Annotated in this window: 16 protein-coding genes; 1 reads left to right on the forward strand and 15 read right to left on the reverse strand. The window is 45.8% G+C overall.

What is annotated here, in order from left to right:
- Window positions 1–482: 482 nt before the first annotated feature.
- From AC1DPK_RS07140 to AC1DPK_RS07195, 12 genes are all read right to left on the reverse strand, one after another.
- The gene (locus AC1DPK_RS07140; RefSeq protein ID WP_477509799.1) at window positions 483–1,364 is read right to left on the reverse strand and encodes a carbohydrate ABC transporter permease; all 882 of its coding nucleotides are present in this window, start codon (window positions 1,362–1,364) and stop codon (window positions 483–485) included.
- Window positions 1,365–1,388: 24 nt separating this feature from the next.
- Window positions 1,389–2,321, reverse strand: a complete 933-nt coding sequence (locus AC1DPK_RS07145) for an ABC transporter permease (protein WP_477509800.1) — start codon at window positions 2,319–2,321, stop codon at window positions 1,389–1,391.
- 1 nt (window position 2,322) lies between these two features.
- Window positions 2,323–5,022 carry a glycosylhydrolase-like jelly roll fold domain-containing protein gene (locus AC1DPK_RS07150; RefSeq protein WP_477509801.1) on the reverse strand — a complete coding sequence of 900 codons (2,700 nt, stop codon included), beginning with the start codon at window positions 5,020–5,022 and terminating at the stop codon, window positions 2,323–2,325.
- Window positions 5,019–6,551: an ABC transporter substrate-binding protein gene (locus AC1DPK_RS07155; RefSeq protein WP_477509802.1), complete on the reverse strand. Its 1,533-nt coding sequence runs from the start codon at window positions 6,549–6,551 to the stop codon at window positions 5,019–5,021. Before AC1DPK_RS07155 ends, AC1DPK_RS07150 begins: the two co-directional genes overlap by 4 nt.
- Before the next feature lie 96 nt (window positions 6,552–6,647).
- Window positions 6,648–8,246 (reverse strand): response regulator transcription factor, encoded by a 1,599-nt coding sequence (locus AC1DPK_RS07160; RefSeq protein WP_477509836.1) that lies wholly within the window; start codon window positions 8,244–8,246, stop codon window positions 6,648–6,650.
- 2 nt (window positions 8,247–8,248) lie between these two features.
- The gene (locus tag AC1DPK_RS07165) at window positions 8,249–10,015 is read right to left on the reverse strand and encodes a sensor histidine kinase (RefSeq protein WP_477509803.1); all 1,767 of its coding nucleotides are present in this window, start codon (window positions 10,013–10,015) and stop codon (window positions 8,249–8,251) included.
- On the reverse strand, window positions 10,012–10,644 hold the full coding sequence (locus tag AC1DPK_RS07170; RefSeq protein WP_477509804.1) for a TetR/AcrR family transcriptional regulator: 633 nt from the start codon (window positions 10,642–10,644) through the stop codon (window positions 10,012–10,014). The genes AC1DPK_RS07165 and AC1DPK_RS07170 overlap by 4 nt, the downstream gene beginning before the upstream one ends.
- Window positions 10,645–10,652: 8 nt before the next feature.
- Entirely contained in the window at window positions 10,653–11,858 is a 1,206-nt protein-coding gene (locus AC1DPK_RS07175) for a pectin acetylesterase-family hydrolase (protein ID WP_477509805.1), read from the reverse strand.
- Window positions 11,846–12,781, reverse strand: coding sequence for a poly(ethylene terephthalate) hydrolase family protein (locus AC1DPK_RS07180; RefSeq protein WP_477509806.1), 936 nt, complete (start codon window positions 12,779–12,781; stop codon window positions 11,846–11,848). The genes AC1DPK_RS07175 and AC1DPK_RS07180 overlap by 13 nt, the downstream gene beginning before the upstream one ends.
- A gap of 530 nt (window positions 12,782–13,311) precedes the next feature.
- Window positions 13,312–14,451, reverse strand: a complete 1,140-nt coding sequence (locus tag AC1DPK_RS07185; RefSeq protein ID WP_477509807.1) for a Ger(x)C family spore germination protein — start codon at window positions 14,449–14,451, stop codon at window positions 13,312–13,314.
- Window positions 14,448–15,896: a spore germination protein gene (locus AC1DPK_RS07190; protein ID WP_477509808.1), complete on the reverse strand. Its 1,449-nt coding sequence runs from the start codon at window positions 15,894–15,896 to the stop codon at window positions 14,448–14,450. The genes AC1DPK_RS07185 and AC1DPK_RS07190 overlap by 4 nt, the downstream gene beginning before the upstream one ends.
- Window positions 15,880–17,001, reverse strand: coding sequence for a GerAB/ArcD/ProY family transporter (locus tag AC1DPK_RS07195; protein ID WP_477509809.1), 1,122 nt, complete (start codon window positions 16,999–17,001; stop codon window positions 15,880–15,882). The genes AC1DPK_RS07190 and AC1DPK_RS07195 overlap by 17 nt, the downstream gene beginning before the upstream one ends.
- 108 nt (window positions 17,002–17,109) lie before the next feature.
- On the opposite strand from AC1DPK_RS07195, the gene AC1DPK_RS07200 reads away from it, so the two are divergent.
- A complete protein-coding gene (locus AC1DPK_RS07200) occupies window positions 17,110–17,319 on the forward strand; it encodes a hypothetical protein (RefSeq protein ID WP_477509810.1) in 210 nt (69 codons plus the stop codon).
- A 239-nt stretch (window positions 17,320–17,558) separates the two neighbouring features.
- Here the strand turns inward: AC1DPK_RS07200 and AC1DPK_RS07205 are convergent, their stop codons facing one another.
- From AC1DPK_RS07205 to AC1DPK_RS07215, 3 genes are all read right to left on the reverse strand, one after another.
- A complete protein-coding gene (locus AC1DPK_RS07205; RefSeq protein WP_477509811.1) occupies window positions 17,559–18,164 on the reverse strand; it encodes a DUF1349 domain-containing protein in 606 nt (201 codons plus the stop codon).
- A gap of 1,462 nt (window positions 18,165–19,626) precedes the next feature.
- On the reverse strand, window positions 19,627–20,625 hold the full coding sequence (locus AC1DPK_RS07210; RefSeq protein WP_477509812.1) for a phytanoyl-CoA dioxygenase family protein: 999 nt from the start codon (window positions 20,623–20,625) through the stop codon (window positions 19,627–19,629).
- A 93-nt stretch (window positions 20,626–20,718) separates the two neighbouring features.
- The gene (locus AC1DPK_RS07215) at window positions 20,719–21,627 is read right to left on the reverse strand and encodes an AraC family transcriptional regulator (protein WP_477509813.1); all 909 of its coding nucleotides are present in this window, start codon (window positions 21,625–21,627) and stop codon (window positions 20,719–20,721) included.
- Between the last annotated feature and the right edge of the window lie 270 nt (window positions 21,628–21,897).

The raw sequence follows: 21,897 nt of genomic DNA on the forward strand, positions 1-21,897 counted from the left end.
TAACAGCAAGGCATCTTTGGCATTAAAATTACACTAGCCTGCTGGAGAATCAAAAACGATTGATTTTACCATTTTTGAATTTTAGCACTTTAATTAAAAAAATAAACAACGAGATAGCTTATAAACGAAAATAGCGAGTAAACCAATAAGGTCTACTCGCTATTTTTTTCTAATTCATTATGATTTGCTAACTCTAATATATGTTTATGGATAAGTTCATTAACTTAAGCTTCTTCCCTCTTATTCATGAAGGTTATAACTAGCGACAACAAAAAAAATGAAAAAAAAAGACGTTGGAATAAAAATATCAAATACTCTATCATTTTATATAGTTTCTTTCTATGTCTAACGGCAGCTGTTACTTTTATATTTTTGCTCTTTACCTCAGCACATACTCGCCTTCTCCTCCACTGTCATGAGAGGAAGCCATTCCTTTATTTTCACTTGTTCCATTTATTCATCCACCTTACCCCTACACACCCTTACCCCTTCACTGCACCAATCGTAATCCCCTTGATAAGATACTTTTGGAAGAAGGGATACATCACCATAATCGGCAGAAAACCGATTACAGCAATCGCCATCTTCACCGTCGTACTCGGCAAGTTAGCTCCAGCCTCACCTAGCTGAGCACTGAACTTGCTCTCCGTCAGAAACTGGATGTCGGTTAGCATTCGATTCAATATGTTCTGTACGCTGAACAGCCGCGAATCGGTCACGTAAATCATCCCATTAAACCAATCGTTCCAATAAATGATCGTCTGAATCAAACCTACTGTAGCTACGATCGGCATCGATAGCGGCACAATTATTTTCCAGAATATTTTGAATTCTCCTGATCCGTCGATTTGCGCCGCCTCGATAAGTGCCGGGGGGATCGTCGTCATGAAGAATGTCCGCATTAGGAGCACATTAAAGCCATTCATGAGCAAGCCTGGTACGATCAAGGCCATAATGGTGTTTTTAATATCGAAGTATTGGACATAGACCAAGTAGGTTGGTGTAAGTCCGCCGTTGAATAGCAGCGTGAAAAATACAAAAAATGCAATTCCGTTACGTAAAGGAACTCCCTGTCTGGACATCGGGTAAGCAAGCATCGAGGTCATCAGCAGACTTGCTGCCGTGCCGAAGACTGTAATAAACACCGTGATCCCATAAGCACGGGCGAGCTGCTCCGAGTGATTCCAGAGATAGTTATAAGCGCCCAATCCCAATTGATCCGGAAAGAAAGTATATCCCTGTCGCAGAATTGAGCTCTCATCGGAGATCGATGAGATTACAAGCAGCAGGAACGGCAGCACGCAGGCCACCGCCAGGGCCATCATCGGAAGATGAAGCCATATTCCCTTGTTGATCGTTTTCATGCTTCTACACTCCAGTCCCACGCCTTAGAACAATGCGCTGTCCTTGTTGAATTTGCGCACCGCGTAATTCGATAACAGTACCAGTATAAAGCCGACTACGGACTGATATAGCCCCGCTGCCGAAGACATTCCAATATCGCCTAAATTCATAAGCGCCCTGTATACATAGGTATCGATAACCTGTGTCGTATCATTCAGTGCCCCAGAGCCGAGTGGAACTTGGTAAAATAGACCGAAATCAGAATAGAAAATTTTGCCTATAGCAAGCAAGGTCATCATGATGATAATCGGATACAATAATGGGAGAGTAATATAGCGAATTTGCTGCCATTTGGAAGCCCCGTCTAGTTTTGCTGCCTCATAATATTCCGGATCAATCCCGATGATCGCAGCCAGATAGATGACGCATAAGAAACCGGCGCCTTTCCATAAGCTGATAATCGTCAGAATGAATGGCCAATATTGCGATTCGCTATACCATGAAATACCCTCTATCCCCAGACTGGAAAGAATGGTTTTGTTAATAAATCCAGTCTCCATGCTGAGCAGGGAATAGGCCAAATAACTTACGATAACCATCGATATCAAATGGGGCAACAGTAATACACTCTGGTAAAACCGCGACATAAAGCGGCTGCGAATTTCATTCAGTGCGATTGCAATTCCCAGTGCAAAAGCAGTATTTAAGATGATGAAACAAAAATTGTACAATATCGTGTTGCGTGTAATGATATACGCATCCTGCGTTTTGAATAAATACTCAAAATTTTTCAGGCCAACCCAGTCACTACCGAGTAGCCCCTTCGCAAAATTGTAATCCTTGAAGGCGATCATTAACCCGAACATCGGCAAATAATTGTTGATGAGCAAGTAGACTAGCCCCGGTATCATCATGAGCAGCAGTACGTAGTACTTTCGCACACTGCTCTTCCGGCGGGGCCGATAGGTTTGTTCCATATTACTCCCCGCTTCCCTGGCTGATCGCAGATGAACCAATAATGCTAACTGGACCCAGCAAGCCAGAGGGCTCCTGCTGGACGAACTTGGAGAACCAGTCCTGCTGATTCTTCGCTAGTGTATTGGTCACCTCAATAGTCAATTCATTCTCTCCTTGCTTCCAATAGCGAGCGATATTCCATACATAAGGCGCACACAGCTTCACACCCACATCCTGACCATTAACCCACACCTGTGCAGTCTCATAAACCTGCCCTAGATCCAGCCATATCGGGTCAGTTATTTCACCAGTTAATTCACCAGTTACAACACACTCATACTTCATCGTGCCAGAAAATCTCGGCAACAGGTCGCGTGAGCTCATATTACGCAGCTCCTTCATGGTCCCCCAAGGTGTGAACGTTGGATATTCTTTGGCTGTAGCCAGGGAAATGCTCCACTGGAAAGGCTCAATCATACGTCTGGATAAAGCACGATCCGCACTGGCATACAGGCTCAAATCTGTCCCAAGTGGAGCACGCTGCCACTGGCCTATTGGTGCCGGTAGATTCCCCTCTTCTCCAACCGGTACACGAAGCAAAATTAGTGATTCATAAGCGCTCAGTCGCAAATCAAGCTGATAGTTTTCTCCTGCCCCTACGCGATCCACCTTGTTAGTGAATGCGTCATAACGAAGCCATACACCAGAGCCTGGGAGCGTAATGCTAGTCTCAATCGGCTGATCTGGATTCTCATTGAACAACATGAGAACTTCCAATTGATCATGACGGTATTGGTAGGCTCGTAGATAAGGCTGTTTGTACCTGATCACCAGCTCATTCATCCCTCGGTCGATAAGCGTCTCTGCCAGAAGCTTCAATGGGGTTATAGTAACCTGAGGGTAAGCCGCCAGCTTCTTCAGCACTTCCTCGCATGGTACAGATTGGCTCGCTCTTACTGGCAATGCATCAATGAAGATAATAGACAAACCAGCTGATGCGAGCTCAGTAAGCTTATCCAGCCATTCTATTGGCAGCGCCTCGGCATAAGGTACGATTAGGCAGCGATAGCGTTCTTTGTGCACCGCTAGCTCCCCATCGATAACTTCCGAAGAAACCAAGATATCGATCGGCAGCACATCGCAGTCGATTTGGCTCTGCATCAACTGCTTCACAGGCTCCTGGAACAGCATGTATTCCCCGGACCATTCAGCCTCAGCGTGATATAGCACAGCAGCACTCGCAATATGCTCACCGTCATTCAACAAGTGGCATACCCGATTCGTATAGTCATTAAGCAGTCGGTAATACCTGAACTGCGGATTATACCCTCTGGCATAGAAGTGCGGCGGGCAATCCCAGTCAGGGAACTCTTTCTGAGAAAAAGCATGCGGCACAAAATGATTGACGCCTCTAACCAGCATATGGTCGGTCAGCCACTTCATCAGCTTCAGCCCTTCCGCCCAGCCGTAAGCGCCGAAGATTTCGCAAAAGGTTCTTCCTTGCTTCCTAGGGTCGATATGTCCCAGTGAAGCAGCTAGTTTGGTCATCCCGTAATGGAAAAAGACGCTGTCTGTCTTCCCACCCATCCATGAGAAAGACATTTCATCAAACCCGGGTACAATTTGCCATAACACGACATCCAGACCAGACATGTCCTGCCCCTCCAGCGCACGGAAGAAATGCCCTGCTCCGCAGCCCAGTCTGGCGTGTACATTATTGTCCTCCATTAGATGGCCGATATAGGCTACGCCGCGTTCTCGGCACCAGTCTCCAATCCGCCTGCTGAAGTGCTCCGCGTACAGCTTGCTCACTACGTTCATGTAGGCGTAGCGCACAGCAAACGTCTGAGGTCCACCCTCATGCCAGAGCAGAGGCAGATGCTGGCGCAGGTTCTGACCGTATTCTGCCTCCAGCAGCTCCAGCAAATCGGAACGCCACGGCAGAGCCATCTTGGCATCGCCAAGTCCCGAAGCATAATCGTACGATGCTTTGCTGTTATAGAAGCCAGGCTCATCCGAGAAGAAACCTGCGAATGCGACGCCAAAATCATCCTTGTATCGTGCGTAATAGGCTTCGTAGATTGTATCGATCAGAATCTGCGTCGATTCCGGCACGATCGGGTTCAAATAATCTTTGCGGCGATCATCCCCGCCTTCCCTGGTGACGACGAACAAGCAGATCGTCCAGTAGCCTTCCGGCACAGGCCAATAAAGAACCCCGTCTTGCACTGAAGCTTCGAGATCTATTGCAATAAACTCCCCATCCAGCTCGCCCGTAACTGGATCACGCCTAGCTGCAGCAGCGCCGACAGGTCTTGCTCCATCTAGCACCGACCAGGGGCGCAGCAGGAATGAAGCTTCAGAATCGGGACCGCGTGCATCAATTCGACGCTCTGAGAGGAACTGCCGCTGGTGTTCCAGCGGCGCGTCCTTCACCTTACCTGCTGCGTGTCCTGTCGGAAAGTGATCATCGTCGAAGACCCAAATTTGCATGCCATGCTTCCGGGCTTCATCCATAATGATATCCATATCCTTCCACCACTGTGGACCAAGCATATCAGGGTGGGGACGGGATTCCACACATACGGCATGGATGCCCGCTTCCCGTATACGAGCCAGCTCCTCACGAATGACCGCCTCTTCTTCTCCGCGCTGCCAGAAGAACGGAAGAATATAATTCCGTTCCTCACCTCTTAGCAATTCATGAAGTTTACGACTCATTGCACACCCTCTGCTTTCGCCCATTCATCCAGCTGGCGCTGCTTATCCGCAATAACCTTATCGATTCCTGCGGCCTTCAGCTTCTCAATAAATTGCGGCAACACCTTATCTGGGTCCACAGAGCCTGTTTCCAGAACAAGATAATATTGCGCGATGACGTTGGATACTGCCGCTATTTCTGTTTTGACGGACTCCGGATTCATCGTAAAGCCCATTGCCTTGGATTTAATCGCCTGCTCATTGAATTCCTTCATCTTCTGCCAAATATCCGGGTCTTCACCCTCAAATACATAAGAGAGGAACTGGTTGCCAAACAGCCAGCTCATATTTAAATTGTAGCCGTTCGTCAGCATTGTGACGCCTTCTGGGTATTTGATGACATTATCGGACACTTTGACATAATGCTTGCCTTCAATACCCCAATCCAGCAGATTAACAAGCTCAGCATCCCCATACATCAGATCCAGAAACTTCATAGATGCCACCGGATTCTTAGCTTGACGCGGAATCCCCCACATAATGTTCAGCACATGATCTGTCATGGATACAGGATTAGACAAGGTTGCACTAATCATTTCCTTGCCAATGGATCTGGACTCCTGCGCATCAAATCCCGGTTTCAGCTTAGAGAGATAACCAAAAGCTCTATCAGCCTTCATTAATTCAATTTGGCTCGACTTGTTGGTTGCTGAATCTTTCAACGTATAACCCGCTTCATACCAGTTCCTCATCCGTTTCAGGAGCGCAGCATATTCCGGAGACTCGATGCTGTTAACAAGCTTCAGACCATTATCGTAGCCTGGTAGCACACCCATCCCGTTGCTAAGACCATCATGCCAGCTGTAGCTGGTCAGAAAGGAGAAGCCAGCTCCGCTAGGAATTAGTGGCGTAATGTCTGGTTCATTATCTTTAATGATTTTGAGCGCTGCTTCTACATCATCCAGTGTTTTAATCGCACTCGCGTCGATTCCATGCTTATCTGCAAGATCCTTGCGCATTGTAAATCCGTTGGCTGTTGCCAAGTCTCTCACAGGTGTGACGCCGTAAACCTTTCCATCTACCTTACTGGCGTTCAAGTAGTCCGGGTCAAGCGCCTTGCGAATATTTTCCCCATTCTTCTCCAGCAGCTCATCGAGCGGCAACAGCTGTCCTCTGGACACTTGCGAGCTAAATCCAAACGGTGATCCGACGACAATCAGATCCAGCTTCTCATTGCTTGTCAGCATTAAGTTAACCTGCTGGGCATAAGCGCCGTAATTGATTGGCATCAGATTAACCGCTACATTGATTTTTTCCTTTGTAATCTTGTTAATCTCATCCTCTACTGCCTTCATATCCGGTGGCGTGCCGGTAACACTGAGAAATGCGACATTCAATTCATCGATCTTTTGTGATGCTTCCTCGCCTGTTGTTCCGGGGCTGTTAACCGGATCTTTCGCCAATCCGCCTGAATTTCCGTTCGAACCACATGCGGATATGAGCAGCGATAGACTCACTAGACTTGCGAATAACCATGTCTTCTTGCGCATTTTGTTTTCCCCCTGGCTTGATCATTTGGCTTTCTCTTGCCATTATAGCGGGAAGAGGAGCGCATCCTCTGCTTCAGGTTCGACCTTTGCCTGACGTCATTTCGACTTTGCAAGGGGGGCACCTCGTCCGTGCTGGCGAAACTCGATTGGGCTTAAGCCTGACTGAGCCTTGAACAACTTTGCAAAATGAGAAAAGTTCGAATAGCCCGTAGCCATCGCCACGGCGCTTACAGGAAGCTCAGAATGAATAAGCAGCTGCCTAGCCAGCTTGATTCTCTCCTGCAAAATATACTCTGGAATCGTACAGCACAGCTCTTTTTTAAATAAGCGGGTCAAATAGTCCGGGTGCAAGTATACGTGGTTCGCTGTCGTTTCTCTGGACAGATTCTGATCCAGATTGGATACAATATAGCGGGTCGCCCGTTCAATCACATCGCTAATCGAGGACGGATGTGTGGTATTCACAGCCTTCATAATGACATGGGCAAGCCAGCGCTCCAGATCGGTAAGCGAGCGGGATGCAGCTTCCGCCAGACGCAGGCTCTCCTCATCACAGAACATGAGATGTGCTTGAACCCCTTGCTGCTGCAGGACTGCATGAGCCATTTGCAAAAAATTCTCCTTCAGCGCACGCAAATAATCGCCATCTATTCCCGTTTGATCCCGCAGTCCATGGATGCAAGCTCTCGCTTCTTCCAGCAGCCTCTCCTTCACGCCTTGCCTCATCATCGCTGCCCAGCCACTCATATCTGGCAGAGCTGGAGGCGCTGCTGCAAGACGCTTTGCCTCATTCAGAGCTACATAATGGATTCCGGTCACATTATCTCTGTCTAAATTGTGTAATTGAGCCAGCAGAGCAGGGAGTTCATGTCCTTGTACTGGCTTCCCCCCATAGCAATATAATTCACAGTATAAATGTACACGACAAAACTCAACCAAGCGGCTACACATGATGGCAAGTCCGTTCTCTAGTTGTTCCTGTTCCACAGGCATAATAAGCAACCAAGCGTCATTCCCGGCAGGTACAACGACACTGCCTAACGTAAGCCTTCCCAGCATCTCTTTGCCTGCGTTCTTGAGCCCATATTCCAGCAGCTTCCGATCTCTGACCAGGAAGTCCTGCTGCCAACCACGTATGATCATTAACACTGGCAGAACCAAGGAGTCCGCAGGGAGAGATACTTGCCTTGCCGCCGCTTCCTTTGCAAAAATCTTACTCACTGCCGGAATGGTTTCATTAAGAACATCCAGCCAGAAGCGCTCACGATTTATATCCTGCTGCCGAGACCACCAGTTCTTAACCCGCTGCGCATCCGCCAGTTCTTGCTCGCGCTTCACAGCGTCTGCCGCCTTGCACAGTGCGGCTTCCAGCTCTTCCTTGGTCAGCGGCTTCAACAAATAATTGGAGCAGCCCAGACGTACAGCTTCTTGGGCGTAATGAAAATCCGCATGGCAGGTCATCAGCACAGGAACGGTGCGAATTCCCTTCTCCCGCATCCACTTCAGCAGCTCTAGTCCGCTCCGCTGCGGCATTTCAATATCGCATAGCAGAATATGAATCTCCTGTACCTCAAAAATCCGCTCCGCCGCAGTCGGATTGTAAGCAACATAAACGTTGGAAATACCAAGCTGCAACCAGTCCACCATTTTTTTAACCGCTTTCACAAAATGAATCTCATCATCTACGATCAGCACGTTCAGCAAGGTGTGCCCTCCTCTCCTTCCGGGAATGACTTCATGGGTAAGCGAACTTCGACTCGAGCCCCGCCTGAATGAAGATTAAGAAAGGTAAGGTCGGCTTTTCCGCCATACAATAGCTCCAATCTGCGCCATGCATTCCAGATGCCATGCCTGCTGCCGTCCTCCCGCTCCAAGTTCCTCTTCTCATTTAAGAGCTGCAGCAGCTCTGGGGTGAATCCTTCGCCGGTATCTTCAATAACGAGTAGAATGCGAGGCACCTGACCATCTGATTCCAGCTTTCCATGAATCGATAGCCGGAATGGCGCTTCCAGCGTAAAGGCGTGCTTGATGGCATTCTCCACAAAGGTTTGAATCACAAGCGGGGGTATAGCGAGGTTCAGCAGGTAAGATGGCACCTCAATTTCACTGCTCAGCTGATCTGGAAACCGCAGCTCCTGAATACGTATATAATTGCGCATATGCATCAGTTCATCCCCGAGAGAGACGAGTGACACATGACTACGGAAAATGTAACGGAAATAGTCCGAGAGACAGCGCGACATCTCCTGGATTAATTCATAATTGCGTACAGCAGCCAAACTGTGCAGCATATTAAGGGAATTTAAATAAAAATGAGGATTAATCGTTGTCTGCAGCTGCCTAAGCTCCGCCTGCTGTTTGCTTAATTGTTCCTCATAAACATGGATTTTCAGCTCTCTAATGTGGGAAAGCATTTGGTTAAAATGATCGTTAACGACGCGAAATTCTTCGGTTGAGGCTTTAGATTCTGGAATCCCTTGCATATGCCCTTCACCGATTCGATTCATGGCAGATAGCAGTCTTCTGATCGGAAGCAAAATCATCTTGCGAAGCAGCACCAAACTCAAGGGAATCAGCAATATTGAACCCACAGAGACAAACCTATTCCAGCTCCAGAGATTGAAAAAACCTTTCAAAATATCTTGCTCCGGTATAAGCGCAACCAGTCGGAAACCACCATGCCGGGATCGTTCACCTACCGTCAGATAACGTTCCGGACCACCTGATAAGCTATATCCACCAGAGGCAAAGCTTAAATCAATTTGTTTTTCGCGAACCACTTCAGCATGCAGCATAGGCTCTCCAGCTTCTGTAGAAAATAGCGAAAAACCGTTCTCGCCTAAATTAATCAGGTTAAACGGAATGAGAAGTGTGTCCGCCTTGACCCAGGCGCCAACATAAGTGTTGGGAGCTGCCTGAAGCAAGCGGAGAATATAATAGCTGCCATCGATCTGTCGTACAAGCCAGTCACGCCCCCCAAGCTCAGACTGTGTGGGGGACGCATTCAGCTTACGGGTAACCTCACCTGATACCGCTACTCTTTCCATATAGGATGGGCGTGGACTGAATGCTTCTATGAAGCTTGCATCTAGTGTGCTATAAATAAAAAAGCCGTCCACTGCTCCATTACGGGAGTTTTCGTTCCATAGCTGCTTGGACAGTTGTACCTTTAGCAGTGCCGTCTCGGCTTCTGGCTGCCTTCGGTCCAGCAGCAGCAGGTTCGAGTCAGAAGCCACCATGTTAATTAAGAAGCTGTCGATTTCATCGAGCAGCCCATCAATTTGATTCATATAGAGGGTGATAAAGCTCTGATTGCTCTCAGCGACTTGCTTACGTACTACTTGAGCGGCATAATATTGGTTGAAATTGAGCAGCACAATGAGCGGAACCAAAATGGCGGCTACGCCCACAATGAGTTTGAATCGCATCGTATTTCGAAGCTTGCTTCTGCGCTGCATATTCATTGCCTTTCCCATAGGCTAAGCAAAAAATCCTTATAACGCGCATTCTGCTCCAGCTCTTCTGCCTTGGTTGCGTCACCGTTCTGACGGCAAATCAAGACAGACTTTTGTAAATAAATGAAGTACAAATGTGTAATCATTCGCGTCCGTTCGATCCAAGCCAGCTTCTCATCATTAGGAATTTCGGCTGCGCGCTCAGTGGCAAAAGCACTCATCGACAGGCGTGTCTCCTCGCTGATCAGCTCCTTGAATGCCTCCAGTTCCGCCGGATTCTTGCCCATACTGGCGTAATACACACTAAAGAGCGAATCATAATAGAGAAGATCTGGCTGGTGCTCTCTTAACCACAAATACTTGTCGAGAATGGCTTCAATAGAAGCACGCGGGGATTTAAAATCGAACTCCACCAGCAAGCGTCCGAACATGCGCTTCAGATTATCTACATACACTTCAGTGGCCAGCTCCTCCTTATCCTTAAAATGATGGTACAAGGTACGTCTGGACGCGCCTGAGCGGGTAGCAACGAGTACCAAATCCGCACCCTCAATCCCCTTCTCGCAAAAGGCGGCCAGCGCCGCCTCTTTAATCATTTCTCTGGTAAGCTGCAGTTGTTTCTCTCTAAGCTTCATCATGTGCTCCCCTATCCTGTAGTGCTAAGCTCTTCGGCAGCATTGGAGCTCGCTTCTGCAGCGTTATGCAGGAAGCGTGTGCCTCGAGAGCTGCGTTCTTGCTTGTGAATAATGCTATCCAGCCATGCCACTAATTTCTGCCCTTCCTCCTCTGCCTCATAGAAGGCTTGCATCGGCAGCAGTGTATGCGGAGTCGTGTGATTCTCCTTATCATAGCCGTATTCTGTTAGAAAATAATAAAAATTAGGCAGTTGTTCGTCAAGCTGGCGGGTAGCCGCTCGAAACTGCTTGCTCCATGCCTCCAAACTTTGCGGGTCAATATCGTCTCCTTTGCCATTAAGACGGTTCTGGAACGAGGTGAGCACCTTGTCATTAATGGTACAAGCATGCATGAGCACAGCATGAGCAGGCATGGCCTTCGCATTGTAGCGGAACGCCGCTCCAATCATATCTGTCTCCATCGGAAATGCGAACTGGCGTGTGAAATCAGTATTCCACTGCTTGTTTACAATACTCGGCCATTGCTCGGAAGCAAGAAAGGAGCTGTCAGAGAGATGATAGATTTCTGCATCTGCATAATGGCTCGCAATGTCACTGGCATAGAATGCTGAACCAAACCCACCAGCACTAGAGCCTGTAATCAGAAGCTTATCCGGTGTGTCGAAATTTGCATACACCCATTGCAGCGCTTCCTCCACATTATTCCTGCCATTATGACGGATATGCCGCACCTTCTTTCCCTTCTCATCGCTGTAAGTAACTGCAGCATTGCCGGTATGGAAGTCAGCTGAGACATAAGGAATGAAGACGACATTCCACTCGGAGAACGGGTTGTCTGGACGTTGATCGAAGATCCCACGGTGCATTTTAAAGATGTAGAACGGAATTCGGGCGAAATAATAGCCAAATTGCCCATACTTGAGATAAGAACGCAGGGACAACGGGATCTTCGCTGTCTCTGCATCCCAGCAGGCCCCGCCCCCGCAGAAATAGACCATCAAATTTCGGCTGCTGCCTTTGCGAGAATACAAGCAAAACGTTGAACCATCCGTGGCCATTGTCTGCTTGCTAAGCTTTACCTTGTTCCACTTGCTCGGTTTCGTATCACGGAAGCTATTCTTTTGGCTTGGTCTTTTGAAAACCTTACGGCTGACAAAGACAATGGAAAGGACTGCCACTGCAACAATAAAAAAGAATGTTCGCTTCAGCCTTTGCATGCTAATTCCCCTCTTCTCTCATAATTAACAGCCTTCAATCCTTGTGAATGGACACCGCTCCAGCCTTTATTGCGGTACAGCTCCGGATGCTCTCCAGAAAAAGCTGCCGCTGCATCTGAATCATCAGCCAACCGATAACGCAGCCATGCGGTCAAATAACCTCTATGCATGCCGCCCTGCCCCATGCTCTCTAGATGATGTGCCGCTCTCGTCATCGCCATAACAGCTGCTTGGCCTGATCGAACCGCTGCGTAGGCACTCCGATTGGAGAATTTTGGCGAGATCATAAAATCATGCGTTCCCGCCATGAAAAATAATGCAGCAGTTTGCATTTCAATCTCATAAACATCCTTGGGTTCACACCACATCGGAGCAGGCAGCGCAATTGTAACCACCGTCTGAAGCGGCTCATCCAGATAATTCCCTGCATTCAGGACCCCTGTCGCGCCTTGGGAATGACCCACTGCACCAATGCGGTCTATCAGCAGTTTGCGATAAAAGAGGCTCGCAGGATCAGCATTCTCCTGCAGGGCATAACGGACCGTATCTGCAACTTCTCGGCCTGTGCCCGTATGACGGCAATAGCTGTCGATGACAACAAAGCCCCACGTCGCCAAATGAAGCAGCAGCGCATCATAATTCTCAGGCTGAGCATCCGAGCCATTGCCCCAAACAATAACAGGACAAGCTTCGTCCATCTCCTCCGGGCAATAGATTTTGTATTGCGGATTCCCATCCTCTTCCTTAATTACCACACTTCTGCTACGATGCGGCCCTGGTTCGCCATAACGCTGCTCCACAGGTTCTGGCTGATAGCGGTAAAGCCACCTTCGTAATTTAAGCGGATACATCATTAGCAGATAGACCGGAATTAAAATCCACTTTACCCAGGGGCGGGAAGCTGGCTTCTCTGATGTTATCATCCGTGCTTGCCATCCTCTCATTTTCATTTCGCATTACACCAAGATCACTTACTGCACACCATGTGTAATGAAAGTATAATAAAGGACACTGCCACTGTCAATGCAGGATTTGTGAAGTTGCGAATTGTAGTTGCTAGGGACGAAAATAAGGGCAGAAAAGTGCAGCACATTAAGGCTTTTGTGTGGAGAGGAATCCTAATTCTTTGATCGTGGCGTTGTTGAGGGTTCTGGAGAGGATAGGGCTATTGGACCTTCGCCAATAGCTCTTTCTTGTACCGTTTCAGTCTCATCGCTCGGACTTTTTTTCCCATACCGTTGCTTCTCGACGTTAGCTTTTTTGCTTTTGCTTTGACTTTCATCTTGGCGGTAGATTTTGGGTGAACTACTGGCGGTTTCTACTCCAGGTATGTAATTGGCTCTCTTAAAAACAAGGCTATGTATACTGATAGATCATTTTAACGAATAACTAGCATTGCTTTTAACGCATAAAAGGCCAGAATCACCTTAATGGGACTATCAGCCTTTATGACTCAAGAAGTAAAATTCGTATGATCTATTCTCGTATGCACCTGTACGTCAAATTTCACTACCGGATAGTACTCCTCCCAATTATCCTTCATTTTACGCCAATATTTTGGCTGCTTACGATGAATCATTTCTCCTATCCCAAGCATATCAACCTTATTTTTCTTGGAAAATTGGATAAACCGATCGATCTCTTGGGTAATGCTTTCATTTAGCGCTTTCTCCCAAGCGGCTACCTCTTCCGAATCGATCTTCGTATCTGTGCATTGTTGACTTGTTAAATTCAGATCCGCATAAATTTCTATTTTGACAATTGCTTTGAGCTGCTGATCCACATTAGGATGTATGACGCTGCGGTTATTAATGTTTTCAAATGTCAGCATCTCCTTCTTTCGCCCGCACCCTATCGTTTCGGAAGAACCGTTCATCTGGCCTGAAGCACGAAGGAAACCTTTTGTTTCCTGTACATGCAAGAAACCGACGAGATGATCGCCTTTAAAAGCAAAAAGTCCCTTTGTCTGTAACAATTGAAGTTTTTTATCTACCTGGTCACTAACAATCTCTATCGACGGAATGCTTATGTCTTTGTACTGGTTAATTAATTCTTGATAGACATCAATGAAAGTAGTTTTATGGGTTAAGGCCGTCGTGTTCCCTCCCTCGGATAAACCCCTTAGTGCTTGAGAAGAAATGGATACGTTTGGCATAGATACTTTTAACGCTTCAAAGGCAGTACCTTCCTTTACGTATACTAAAGTTGAATTCCGAAATTGTCTTAACCGTCGTATATCCTCTAACATCTTATCAATTCCGCTCCTGGCTAGGTCCGCACTAAATATAATGGCCGACGTGTGGCCCCAAAGCAGCGTTCGGTCCGATTTCGATCTCATGAGACGGGCGGCCTCGAATAAGCTTCTACCCTCCGTGGATAAAAAAAACGTTCGCTCCTGCATCCCCTTCGGCTGTTGTCCGCCGGTCGTCAGCCTCGCAATTTCAGCCGTTAATCTAACCGCTCCGTTCTCGCCTTTGTCAATGGCAATGGAATGTACAATATGGAGCTCGTTAAGCTCCATACTGCCCTTGCAGCCCGTATTAATAAAGCAAACAACAATTACCGCGACAGCAAACCATTTTCTTGCTTTCATCTTTGCTTACCCGAGAATCGCCTGTTTTGGATCGAACGAAACAATCCGGGCCGTTTATTGTTCATTGAATGCGGCCTACGAACGATAATGTCCGTTAATTCTTCGAACTTAAATGGTGAAGCAGGTCCCAAATAAGGAATGCCGAAAGAGCGAAGCGAAGCGAGGTACGTCAAGAGCATAATGATCCCAACCATCACTCCGACATATCCTAGCAAGGAAGCAAGCAGCGTCATTCCGAACTGAAGCATACGAATGACATAGTTAATAGCGGTAGGAGGCAGCGTAAACGTGCAAATTCCGGTTAAAGCAGCGACGATAACCATAATGGGGGATACGATTCCAGCTGCTACCGCAGCTTGCCCCAATATGAGGGCGCCTACGATGCTGACAGCTTGTCCGACCTGCTTCGGCATTCGGATGCCCGCTTCGCGCATAATTTCGAAAGCGATCATCATCATGAAGCTTTCCACCACCGCCGGAAAAGGAACAGGCTCTTTCGCCGATGCTATGCTCTGCAGTAACGTCGTCGGTACCAGCTCATGGTGAAACGTAACCGTAGCTACGTAAAAGGCAGGAAGCAGCATGCCGATCATTGCACTGAAAAATCGAATTAGGCGCATCACAGAGCCGATATAGTAGTTCCAGGCGTAGTCCTCGCTCACTTGGAATGCTTGCAAAAAAACGAACGGCAGAAGCATTACAAAAGGCGTTCCTTGCACAATGACCGCAATTCTGCCGTCAAGCAATGCGCCGATAACTCGATCAGGCCTCTCTGTCGATTCAATTAACGGAAATAAGGTCCCGCGATTATCGGTAATCCACTCCTCCACGTAGTTGCCTTCCAGTATCGTATCCGCTGGAATTTCACTGATTCTTAAATGGACTTCCTTTAAAATTTCCGGATTCGTTATTCCTCCAACTGACAGAATGATGAGGTTTGTTTTACTCAAGTGACCTACCTTGCGGTATTCAACCTTTAAGATGGGAGACGGAAAATGATAACGGATCAAAGCTAAATTATTGGTCAAGGACTCCGTAAATCCACTTCTTGGACCTTTCACTACCGCTTCAGTTACCGGTTCATCCACGCTTCGTAGTTGGATTCCGAGCGTATTGATGGATATCGCATATTCTTTTTCATCAAAAAGTAGTACCGATAGGCCGGCCGCAAGAGAGTCCGCGGCATCCTCGATGGTGTAGACCTTCTCGTCCATTCGGAAAGCAGTCAGCAGGTTTTCGTCTTCTTTATATCGAATCAGCATAAGATCAAGCTTCCTCGTATCAGTCATTTCATTTAGATAACATACCGTAGCAGACTGACCCTGGCTAAAGATGGAATGAACCATAACCAGATCATCCGTCGCTTGCATGTATTCCTTTAGCAATCGTTTGTTATCGCAAACGTTGCTCGTGAGCTTTGTTTTGTTGTTACTGTTGTTGCCCACAGCATTCACCTGCTTTTTTTTTCATATTCTCTTTGATCAAAGCAATAAACAGCAGCACGGCTGGAATGAATAGCTGAAACATAACAAAATACCAAGCCTGGCTGTCATAAAAGGCAGATAGCTCGATTAATCCCCATACTTTGAACTTGGAGACGATAACAAAACCAATGGCCAGCGGAATAATGAACATGTGAGGCTTGCGGAGCCGCAGCAATTGTGAAAGACCCTGGTGCGCGGACCAGAAGTATACCGTTATTTTGATAAACGAGCTCATCACCCAAACAACAACGAGCGCGGCATCAAACCGTTCTATGTTGCTGAACAGCTTTATATTTTGAATGAGACTAATGCTCGGGTAAGTAAATGTTGCCGTCGTCTTGCCGCCAAACAGCATCGTGCACGATAAGATCGACATCAAAAGCAGCAGCAATGTAATGCCCACGGCACTCATGGCATAAGCAGTCGTGTGCTTCGTCTTACGAACATGCTGCAGGACCATTGATATAAACATCAAATCACCAAACCAGGACATGGAAAGCAAAAGCCCCCTGAGCGGCTGAGCCAGACCGTTTTCCAGTATTGGAAGCAAATATTCGGGGTGATATTGGTTGATCAGCAGCAAGTAGATCAACAAGAAGGTGGTTACTGTAACAATGAATATTATCTCTGAAACACGCGCAAACACTTCAAGGCCATGATAAGCCGCATACGCACACATGATAGCACCGGCAGACAAATACCAGATCTGCGGAATGAGCGGATTTAATACGATAATAAAAAACTGGGAAAACTCGCGTAAAACCCAAGACGTTACGTCAATAAAATAGCAGATAAATAAAAAGGCCATAACGCTTCCGATCCAAGAACCGAGCAGATGCGTACAAATGGAAATGATATTTTTATTCGGGTAAAGTTGATTGAGCTTCAAAAAAACGAACAAATTTATGAGACCCATTATTCCTCCCACCACTGCCAAGTACCAAGAGTTTCGTTCCGCATAATCGGCAAATGTTGCAGGGGCGTAAAGACTCGAGGTTCCGATCGTTGAAATGACGATTAGGGTCATCATTTGAAAGTTGCTTATTGTCGAGATACGACGTTCCATATTGAACCTCCCTTACCGATTGATTCATTATGCGCTGTAATTGGTAATTTATTCGTGGCATAATTCGATTGCGCATAAGGAATAATAGCTCAGAGGTGAGATATTATTATGAAAGCTTATATCATCGTGTCTACTTTTTCAGCCGTCTGGCTTGTTATGGTGTATGTGTTTTTATCTGACTACTATTGGTACCAAAGGATTGCTGCTGGAACATGGGGATTTATACTTGTGAATGCCATTACGCTGATTCCCGTGCTGCTATGTTTCTTTATTGCTGATCGGCTTCAGCCTGTCGAGAAATCGGTAGATTCGCAATAAATTGACTTTATGCGTTCTTCGTTATCAAGTGAGTTTATCTGCGCCTCTCTCTTTATACGAATAATGCCAATGAAGATATTAAGAAGTATTCGGGCAGTTCGTCACAGGAATACCGGTGTATTATAAATAAAAAAAACTGCGATAATCCCACACATATTTGGGGTTATCGCAGCTTAATCAGTTTCTTATAACTTGGAAAAAACCTCTTTAAATCTGTTAACGAACTTATTCGAATCCAGTTATACACCATACCGAATATTTTTAACCTTTGTATTTGTCAATGAAAAGTTTTGAAAGACTCGTTCTCCACCTTTTCCTATTGGCGCTTGCGCTACAAGTCCCACCTTGATTGTCTTATCGACTGGTAAGCTAAAGAATCGCATCATATCAAACTTAACCCCATCCAACGAATAATGGAATGAAAATGAGTTATCAACTCTTGCAACCTGTAACCATACATGATTACCGTTAATGTTACACCCGTTAGCGTCATCCGAATGATGATTTGTGACAACACTTACTACAGCATGTGTACCAAAATCTGTCTGTTCAAAGCATGCTTTAGCCCACACCTGAAGATCTTGCATAACCATAATGGTCGCCGCATCGTAAGTATCTCTGAAATCATGAGAAACCTGAACACGCATCACAAAATCGCCAGTAACTTCTTTGTAATAAAATGGTGCATTGCAAAGATTTTCTGGTGTAATTCCTGTTTCGGAAACGGCTCCATTATTACAGAAGAAATCACTTTCTGCAGGGGCTTCAATAATCAGTTTGTCATTTTCATAGGTTGCCTTGCTTTCATTAATCCACTTAAAATCGTCAAATATTGAATTTCCCATTTGAGATTCTCCTTTGTTTAGATAAAATATGATGCAAATTACTAGTTTAAAGTAGCTGATTGCTTAAATACAATAGTACCATTTTAAGCTGATACAACGATAAATTAACCTAATCAATCTCCTTCAAACTAGAAAACCAACATGTTTGACAAGTAAATTAAACCGTTTTTAATTATCCCAATAATTCACTAGTAAGAGTTGGACTTTACAATTGATGATTACTTTTCAACATTTTTAAGATGGAACTAAACGATTCATCGAGGTAGGAAGTCCCAACTGATATCTGTGTTGATTATAATAATATGGCCAATCTCTCTTTGCAATTATATCAAACTTTTTCCATTTTTAACAATTAACATTATCATATATATGGCCGATGATAGACTCCTGAGGAGCATTACATCATTTGAATTGACTGTAGGTTTATTTGTATCTGTATACATCAAGGATAAGCGATACTGCTCTTTTGGATCATTCTCTGCTCTACCGCTATAAACCAAACTAAACCAGTTATGACGGACACGTATCTGGTATCGACGTGACATCAAGAAAAGTCCTTCAGCAATTCATGATTGCTCAACCAGGTGAATGTCCATTCTCTACTTTAACTACAGCTATGAAAAAAGTAGATGTTGTTTAGCTAAGCATAACATTCCCCTGTACTTGAATCCGCGACGAGATAAACGTAACATGATAGAACGTATTATAGAAAAAACAATTCCAAACAGAACCACACGAATCCACTGCTCTATCCATTTCTGATTAACTTAAGATGGTAATAAACCTGTTTCTTGTTGTCCCTTCGAATGCCATTTTTATTGAATGATTAATCCAAAGTTATTTTGAATGTAATTCACGTTAGGATTAGCGATATTACTCGTTGTCAGATTGTTAAACGTTGCATACCCATTGCCGGTATATGTGTAAATAGCTGCTCCTTTATGCGGCAATGTGAATCGTGAGGTTAATATTCGTCAAGCCCAGTACCATTGATGTTACTTATGCCACTACTAATAATCGTATCCGTTAAGAGAATGCCGGCATTGTTCTGAAAGCGGGTAATCAGGGAACACGGTATTCATTCTGATACCGTTACCGTCTACAGTGTCGCTGATAGCATTATTTGTTGACTTGTGTCCTCCTCCTCCAAAGAATGCTACGGCTGCTGCACGCCAGTTGTTCTAAATGGTGTGACAATGCTGACGCGCCATTGGCTTTACTCGTCCACACAGCGATGCCATCATCTCCATTATTGTGTAAGCTGCTATTACGAACAGTCGAGTTGGGCAGTTGGAATTTATATAATGAAAGCGATATGCTTCTTTCATGCCCAATAGACAGAAAAGGTTTGATATGTATAGATGTTTACACAGAGCAGTCGCCCCAAGCTATGAACCCGCTTGAGGCGACTGTATTTTATTTATTTCAATATGGTTGGAAACAATCCAAATATCAATACTTCTTATTCGCCTTTTTCCGTTCCAATTGGCATCATCATACCATTATCCATCCCCATCATTGTAACGCTGCTCGCTTCTTCTTCTCCGTCTGCCAAATAAACCTCAGTTCCAAATGCTGGCTCAGCATAAGGGAGGTTTGTGTTTCCGCGGACGAGAATTTGACGGTAATTCCCTGAATGACCTTCGAATCCGTCATGGTCCCATGGAACCCAAGAACGTGCATTGCAATAATGGCAAACGAATGAGCGACGGTAGCGATCCTGGGTACGATTCGGGTAGGAGCGATGAAGTAGATGCGAATGGAAAAATAAAACATCTCCAGGACTTAGCCGAACGGGTATGGCAGGAGGATAGTTTGCAACAACCTTAGATAGCGTATTCACATTATCGTCCAAATGGCTCACATTCTGCACACCATTCAAATCCTCGAATGCATCCACCGCGTGCACATTTCCTCCTCCAACACCATCAGGAGGATATATGGGTTCGTGGTTCGAACCGGGTACAACCCATAAGCAGCCATTTTCTTCATCTGCTTCCTCTAAGGCGATCCACGCTCCGATTAACGTATCCGGATGCGTCTTAATATAGCATGCATCCTGATGCCAGCCTTGACCGCCTTTTCCAGGAGGATTTAAGAAAAGCATGGACTGAAGGGCGTATACATCCGGCCCGACCAATGCCTCTGTAACATCGACTATTCGAGGGTTAAGCATGCCCCTCTCCGCTGCTCCGCTAAAACGAGACATCATATGAATACGTGTCGCCTTTGCAAATTCCTCTTTGAGAGGGTCCTTACTATCACGATCTGCCTGATTATCCAGCTGAAGGCTATTAAGCCTTGATTGCTCTGCTAATTCATATAGCTCGTCGATGTCTTCTTTTGACAATAAGTTTCTGACAATTAAGTAGCCTTCTCTGTGATAGTGGGAATAATCCTTCACGCTTACTAAATAGCGGTTATCCCTCGCACGTGATTTAGGTATATAAAACTTCCCCATAACCAGTTCACTCCCTCGATTTATATGCCTACCCCCTAATTTTAGCGTGATGAAGCAGCACTCTCCATAGTCTAAAACCGGCAAATGATGTGTTTATTTGACCAAGGAATTCACCAAAATATTTCGATTTAAAGGATAAGGCGTGTACGGGTCCAATACGGATACCGTGTGGCGAAATAAGGGATCCTGGCACCTTTTTATGTAATCCGATGGCGTTATTCCACGAACTTTTTTATACATTTTTGAGAAATGGTGTTCATCACCGAAGCCTACCGAATAGGCAATCTGTTTTACTGTGCCGGTGCCCCTCATCATCAGTATCTCAGCACGCCTAAACCGTAATTCGAGCAGCATCCGTTTGGGGGACATGCCCGTGGTAGCGACAAACATTCGTGTGAAGTATTCATGTGACCAGCCCGATATCGCTGCGATTTCTTCAATCTTTACAGGATCGGTCAAATGCTCTTCCATATAGGTAATCGCGTGTTGAACAGGAATAGGCAAGGGAATGGCTTCCCCTTCCGCAACTTGTGAGGAAAAGGACGATAGTTCTTCTAGAGAGGCGGAAATCAAAACGGCAAGCCTTCTCCGCCAATACGCAGGCTGGTGATTCGCAATCCAAAGTATTTTCTCCATTAAGCCAGTTACGAGCATATGGCGCCCTGCCAGGAACATATGCCCTTCTCGGAGCAAGGCCACGAATCGTTCGTCCGCATTCCGCAGTGAAGCATAATCAAAATGCACAAACAAATGCCGTACGTTTTTTTCCGGCGCGAACCGGTAGGTATGCCAGTCACCTGGGCGTGTGAATATGAAGCATGGCTCATTAAGAACAAATAGGCTTCCGCCTATCTCATATTCCGTTTGGGTACCATCGGGAAAGTAGACTAATTCGAAATCGTCAATTTGCCTGGGCCCGAGCACAAACCCAGCTTGGATGACAAAGTCTCCTGCGTTATGGACTAAGGGCAATTGAAAGGTCTCTTGCTCTTGTTCACTCATATTCATCAACTCCCTCTCTATCTAATATGTACAGTCAAAGGAATTATTTTATTTGTCCCTTCGCTTGAAGATATCATATAAATAGTCTAATGCTAAAAAAGAAAAATACCTTACGCACGATCGATGCACCATACCATGCAGTTATATCGCTACCAGTTTCATTTGTGGTTTTCACACATTATATGACTGATACTTTCAGTGATCCTGTTGAGCTGGTCGTGGTAAAAATTCAGTCAGAGGTATGAATGCCTCCTTCGAATCATCACATAC

This window comes from Paenibacillus sp. 01T424 (assembly GCF_056398745.1).

What these genes read in the sequence shown, in the direction of transcription:
- AC1DPK_RS07140 (WP_477509799.1), bottom strand. Translation starts at nt 1,364, where the DNA reads ATGAAAACGATCAACAAGGGAATATGGCTTCATCTTCCGATGATGGCC.
- AC1DPK_RS07145 (WP_477509800.1), bottom strand. Translation starts at nt 2,321, where the DNA reads ATGGAACAAACCTATCGGCCCCGCCGGAAGAGCAGTGTGCGAAAGTAC.
- AC1DPK_RS07150 (WP_477509801.1), bottom strand. Translation starts at nt 5,022, where the DNA reads ATGAGTCGTAAACTTCATGAATTGCTAAGAGGTGAGGAACGGAATTAT.
- AC1DPK_RS07155 (WP_477509802.1), bottom strand. Translation starts at nt 6,551, where the DNA reads ATGCGCAAGAAGACATGGTTATTCGCAAGTCTAGTGAGTCTATCGCTG.
- AC1DPK_RS07165 (WP_477509803.1), bottom strand. Translation starts at nt 10,015, where the DNA reads ATGAATATGCAGCGCAGAAGCAAGCTTCGAAATACGATGCGATTCAAA.
- AC1DPK_RS07170 (WP_477509804.1), bottom strand. Translation starts at nt 10,644, where the DNA reads ATGATGAAGCTTAGAGAGAAACAACTGCAGCTTACCAGAGAAATGATT.
- AC1DPK_RS07175 (WP_477509805.1), bottom strand. Translation starts at nt 11,858, where the DNA reads ATGCAAAGGCTGAAGCGAACATTCTTTTTTATTGTTGCAGTGGCAGTC.
- AC1DPK_RS07180 (WP_477509806.1), bottom strand. Translation starts at nt 12,781, where the DNA reads ATGATAACATCAGAGAAGCCAGCTTCCCGCCCCTGGGTAAAGTGGATT.
- AC1DPK_RS07185 (WP_477509807.1), bottom strand. Translation starts at nt 14,451, where the DNA reads ATGAAAGCAAGAAAATGGTTTGCTGTCGCGGTAATTGTTGTTTGCTTT.
- AC1DPK_RS07195 (WP_477509809.1), bottom strand. Translation starts at nt 17,001, where the DNA reads ATGGAACGTCGTATCTCGACAATAAGCAACTTTCAAATGATGACCCTA.
- AC1DPK_RS07200 (WP_477509810.1), top strand. Translation starts at nt 17,110, where the DNA reads ATGAAAGCTTATATCATCGTGTCTACTTTTTCAGCCGTCTGGCTTGTT.
- AC1DPK_RS07205 (WP_477509811.1), bottom strand. Translation starts at nt 18,164, where the DNA reads ATGGGAAATTCAATATTTGACGATTTTAAGTGGATTAATGAAAGCAAG.
- AC1DPK_RS07210 (WP_477509812.1), bottom strand. Translation starts at nt 20,625, where the DNA reads ATGGGGAAGTTTTATATACCTAAATCACGTGCGAGGGATAACCGCTAT.
- AC1DPK_RS07215 (WP_477509813.1), bottom strand. Translation starts at nt 21,627, where the DNA reads ATGAGTGAACAAGAGCAAGAGACCTTTCAATTGCCCTTAGTCCATAAC.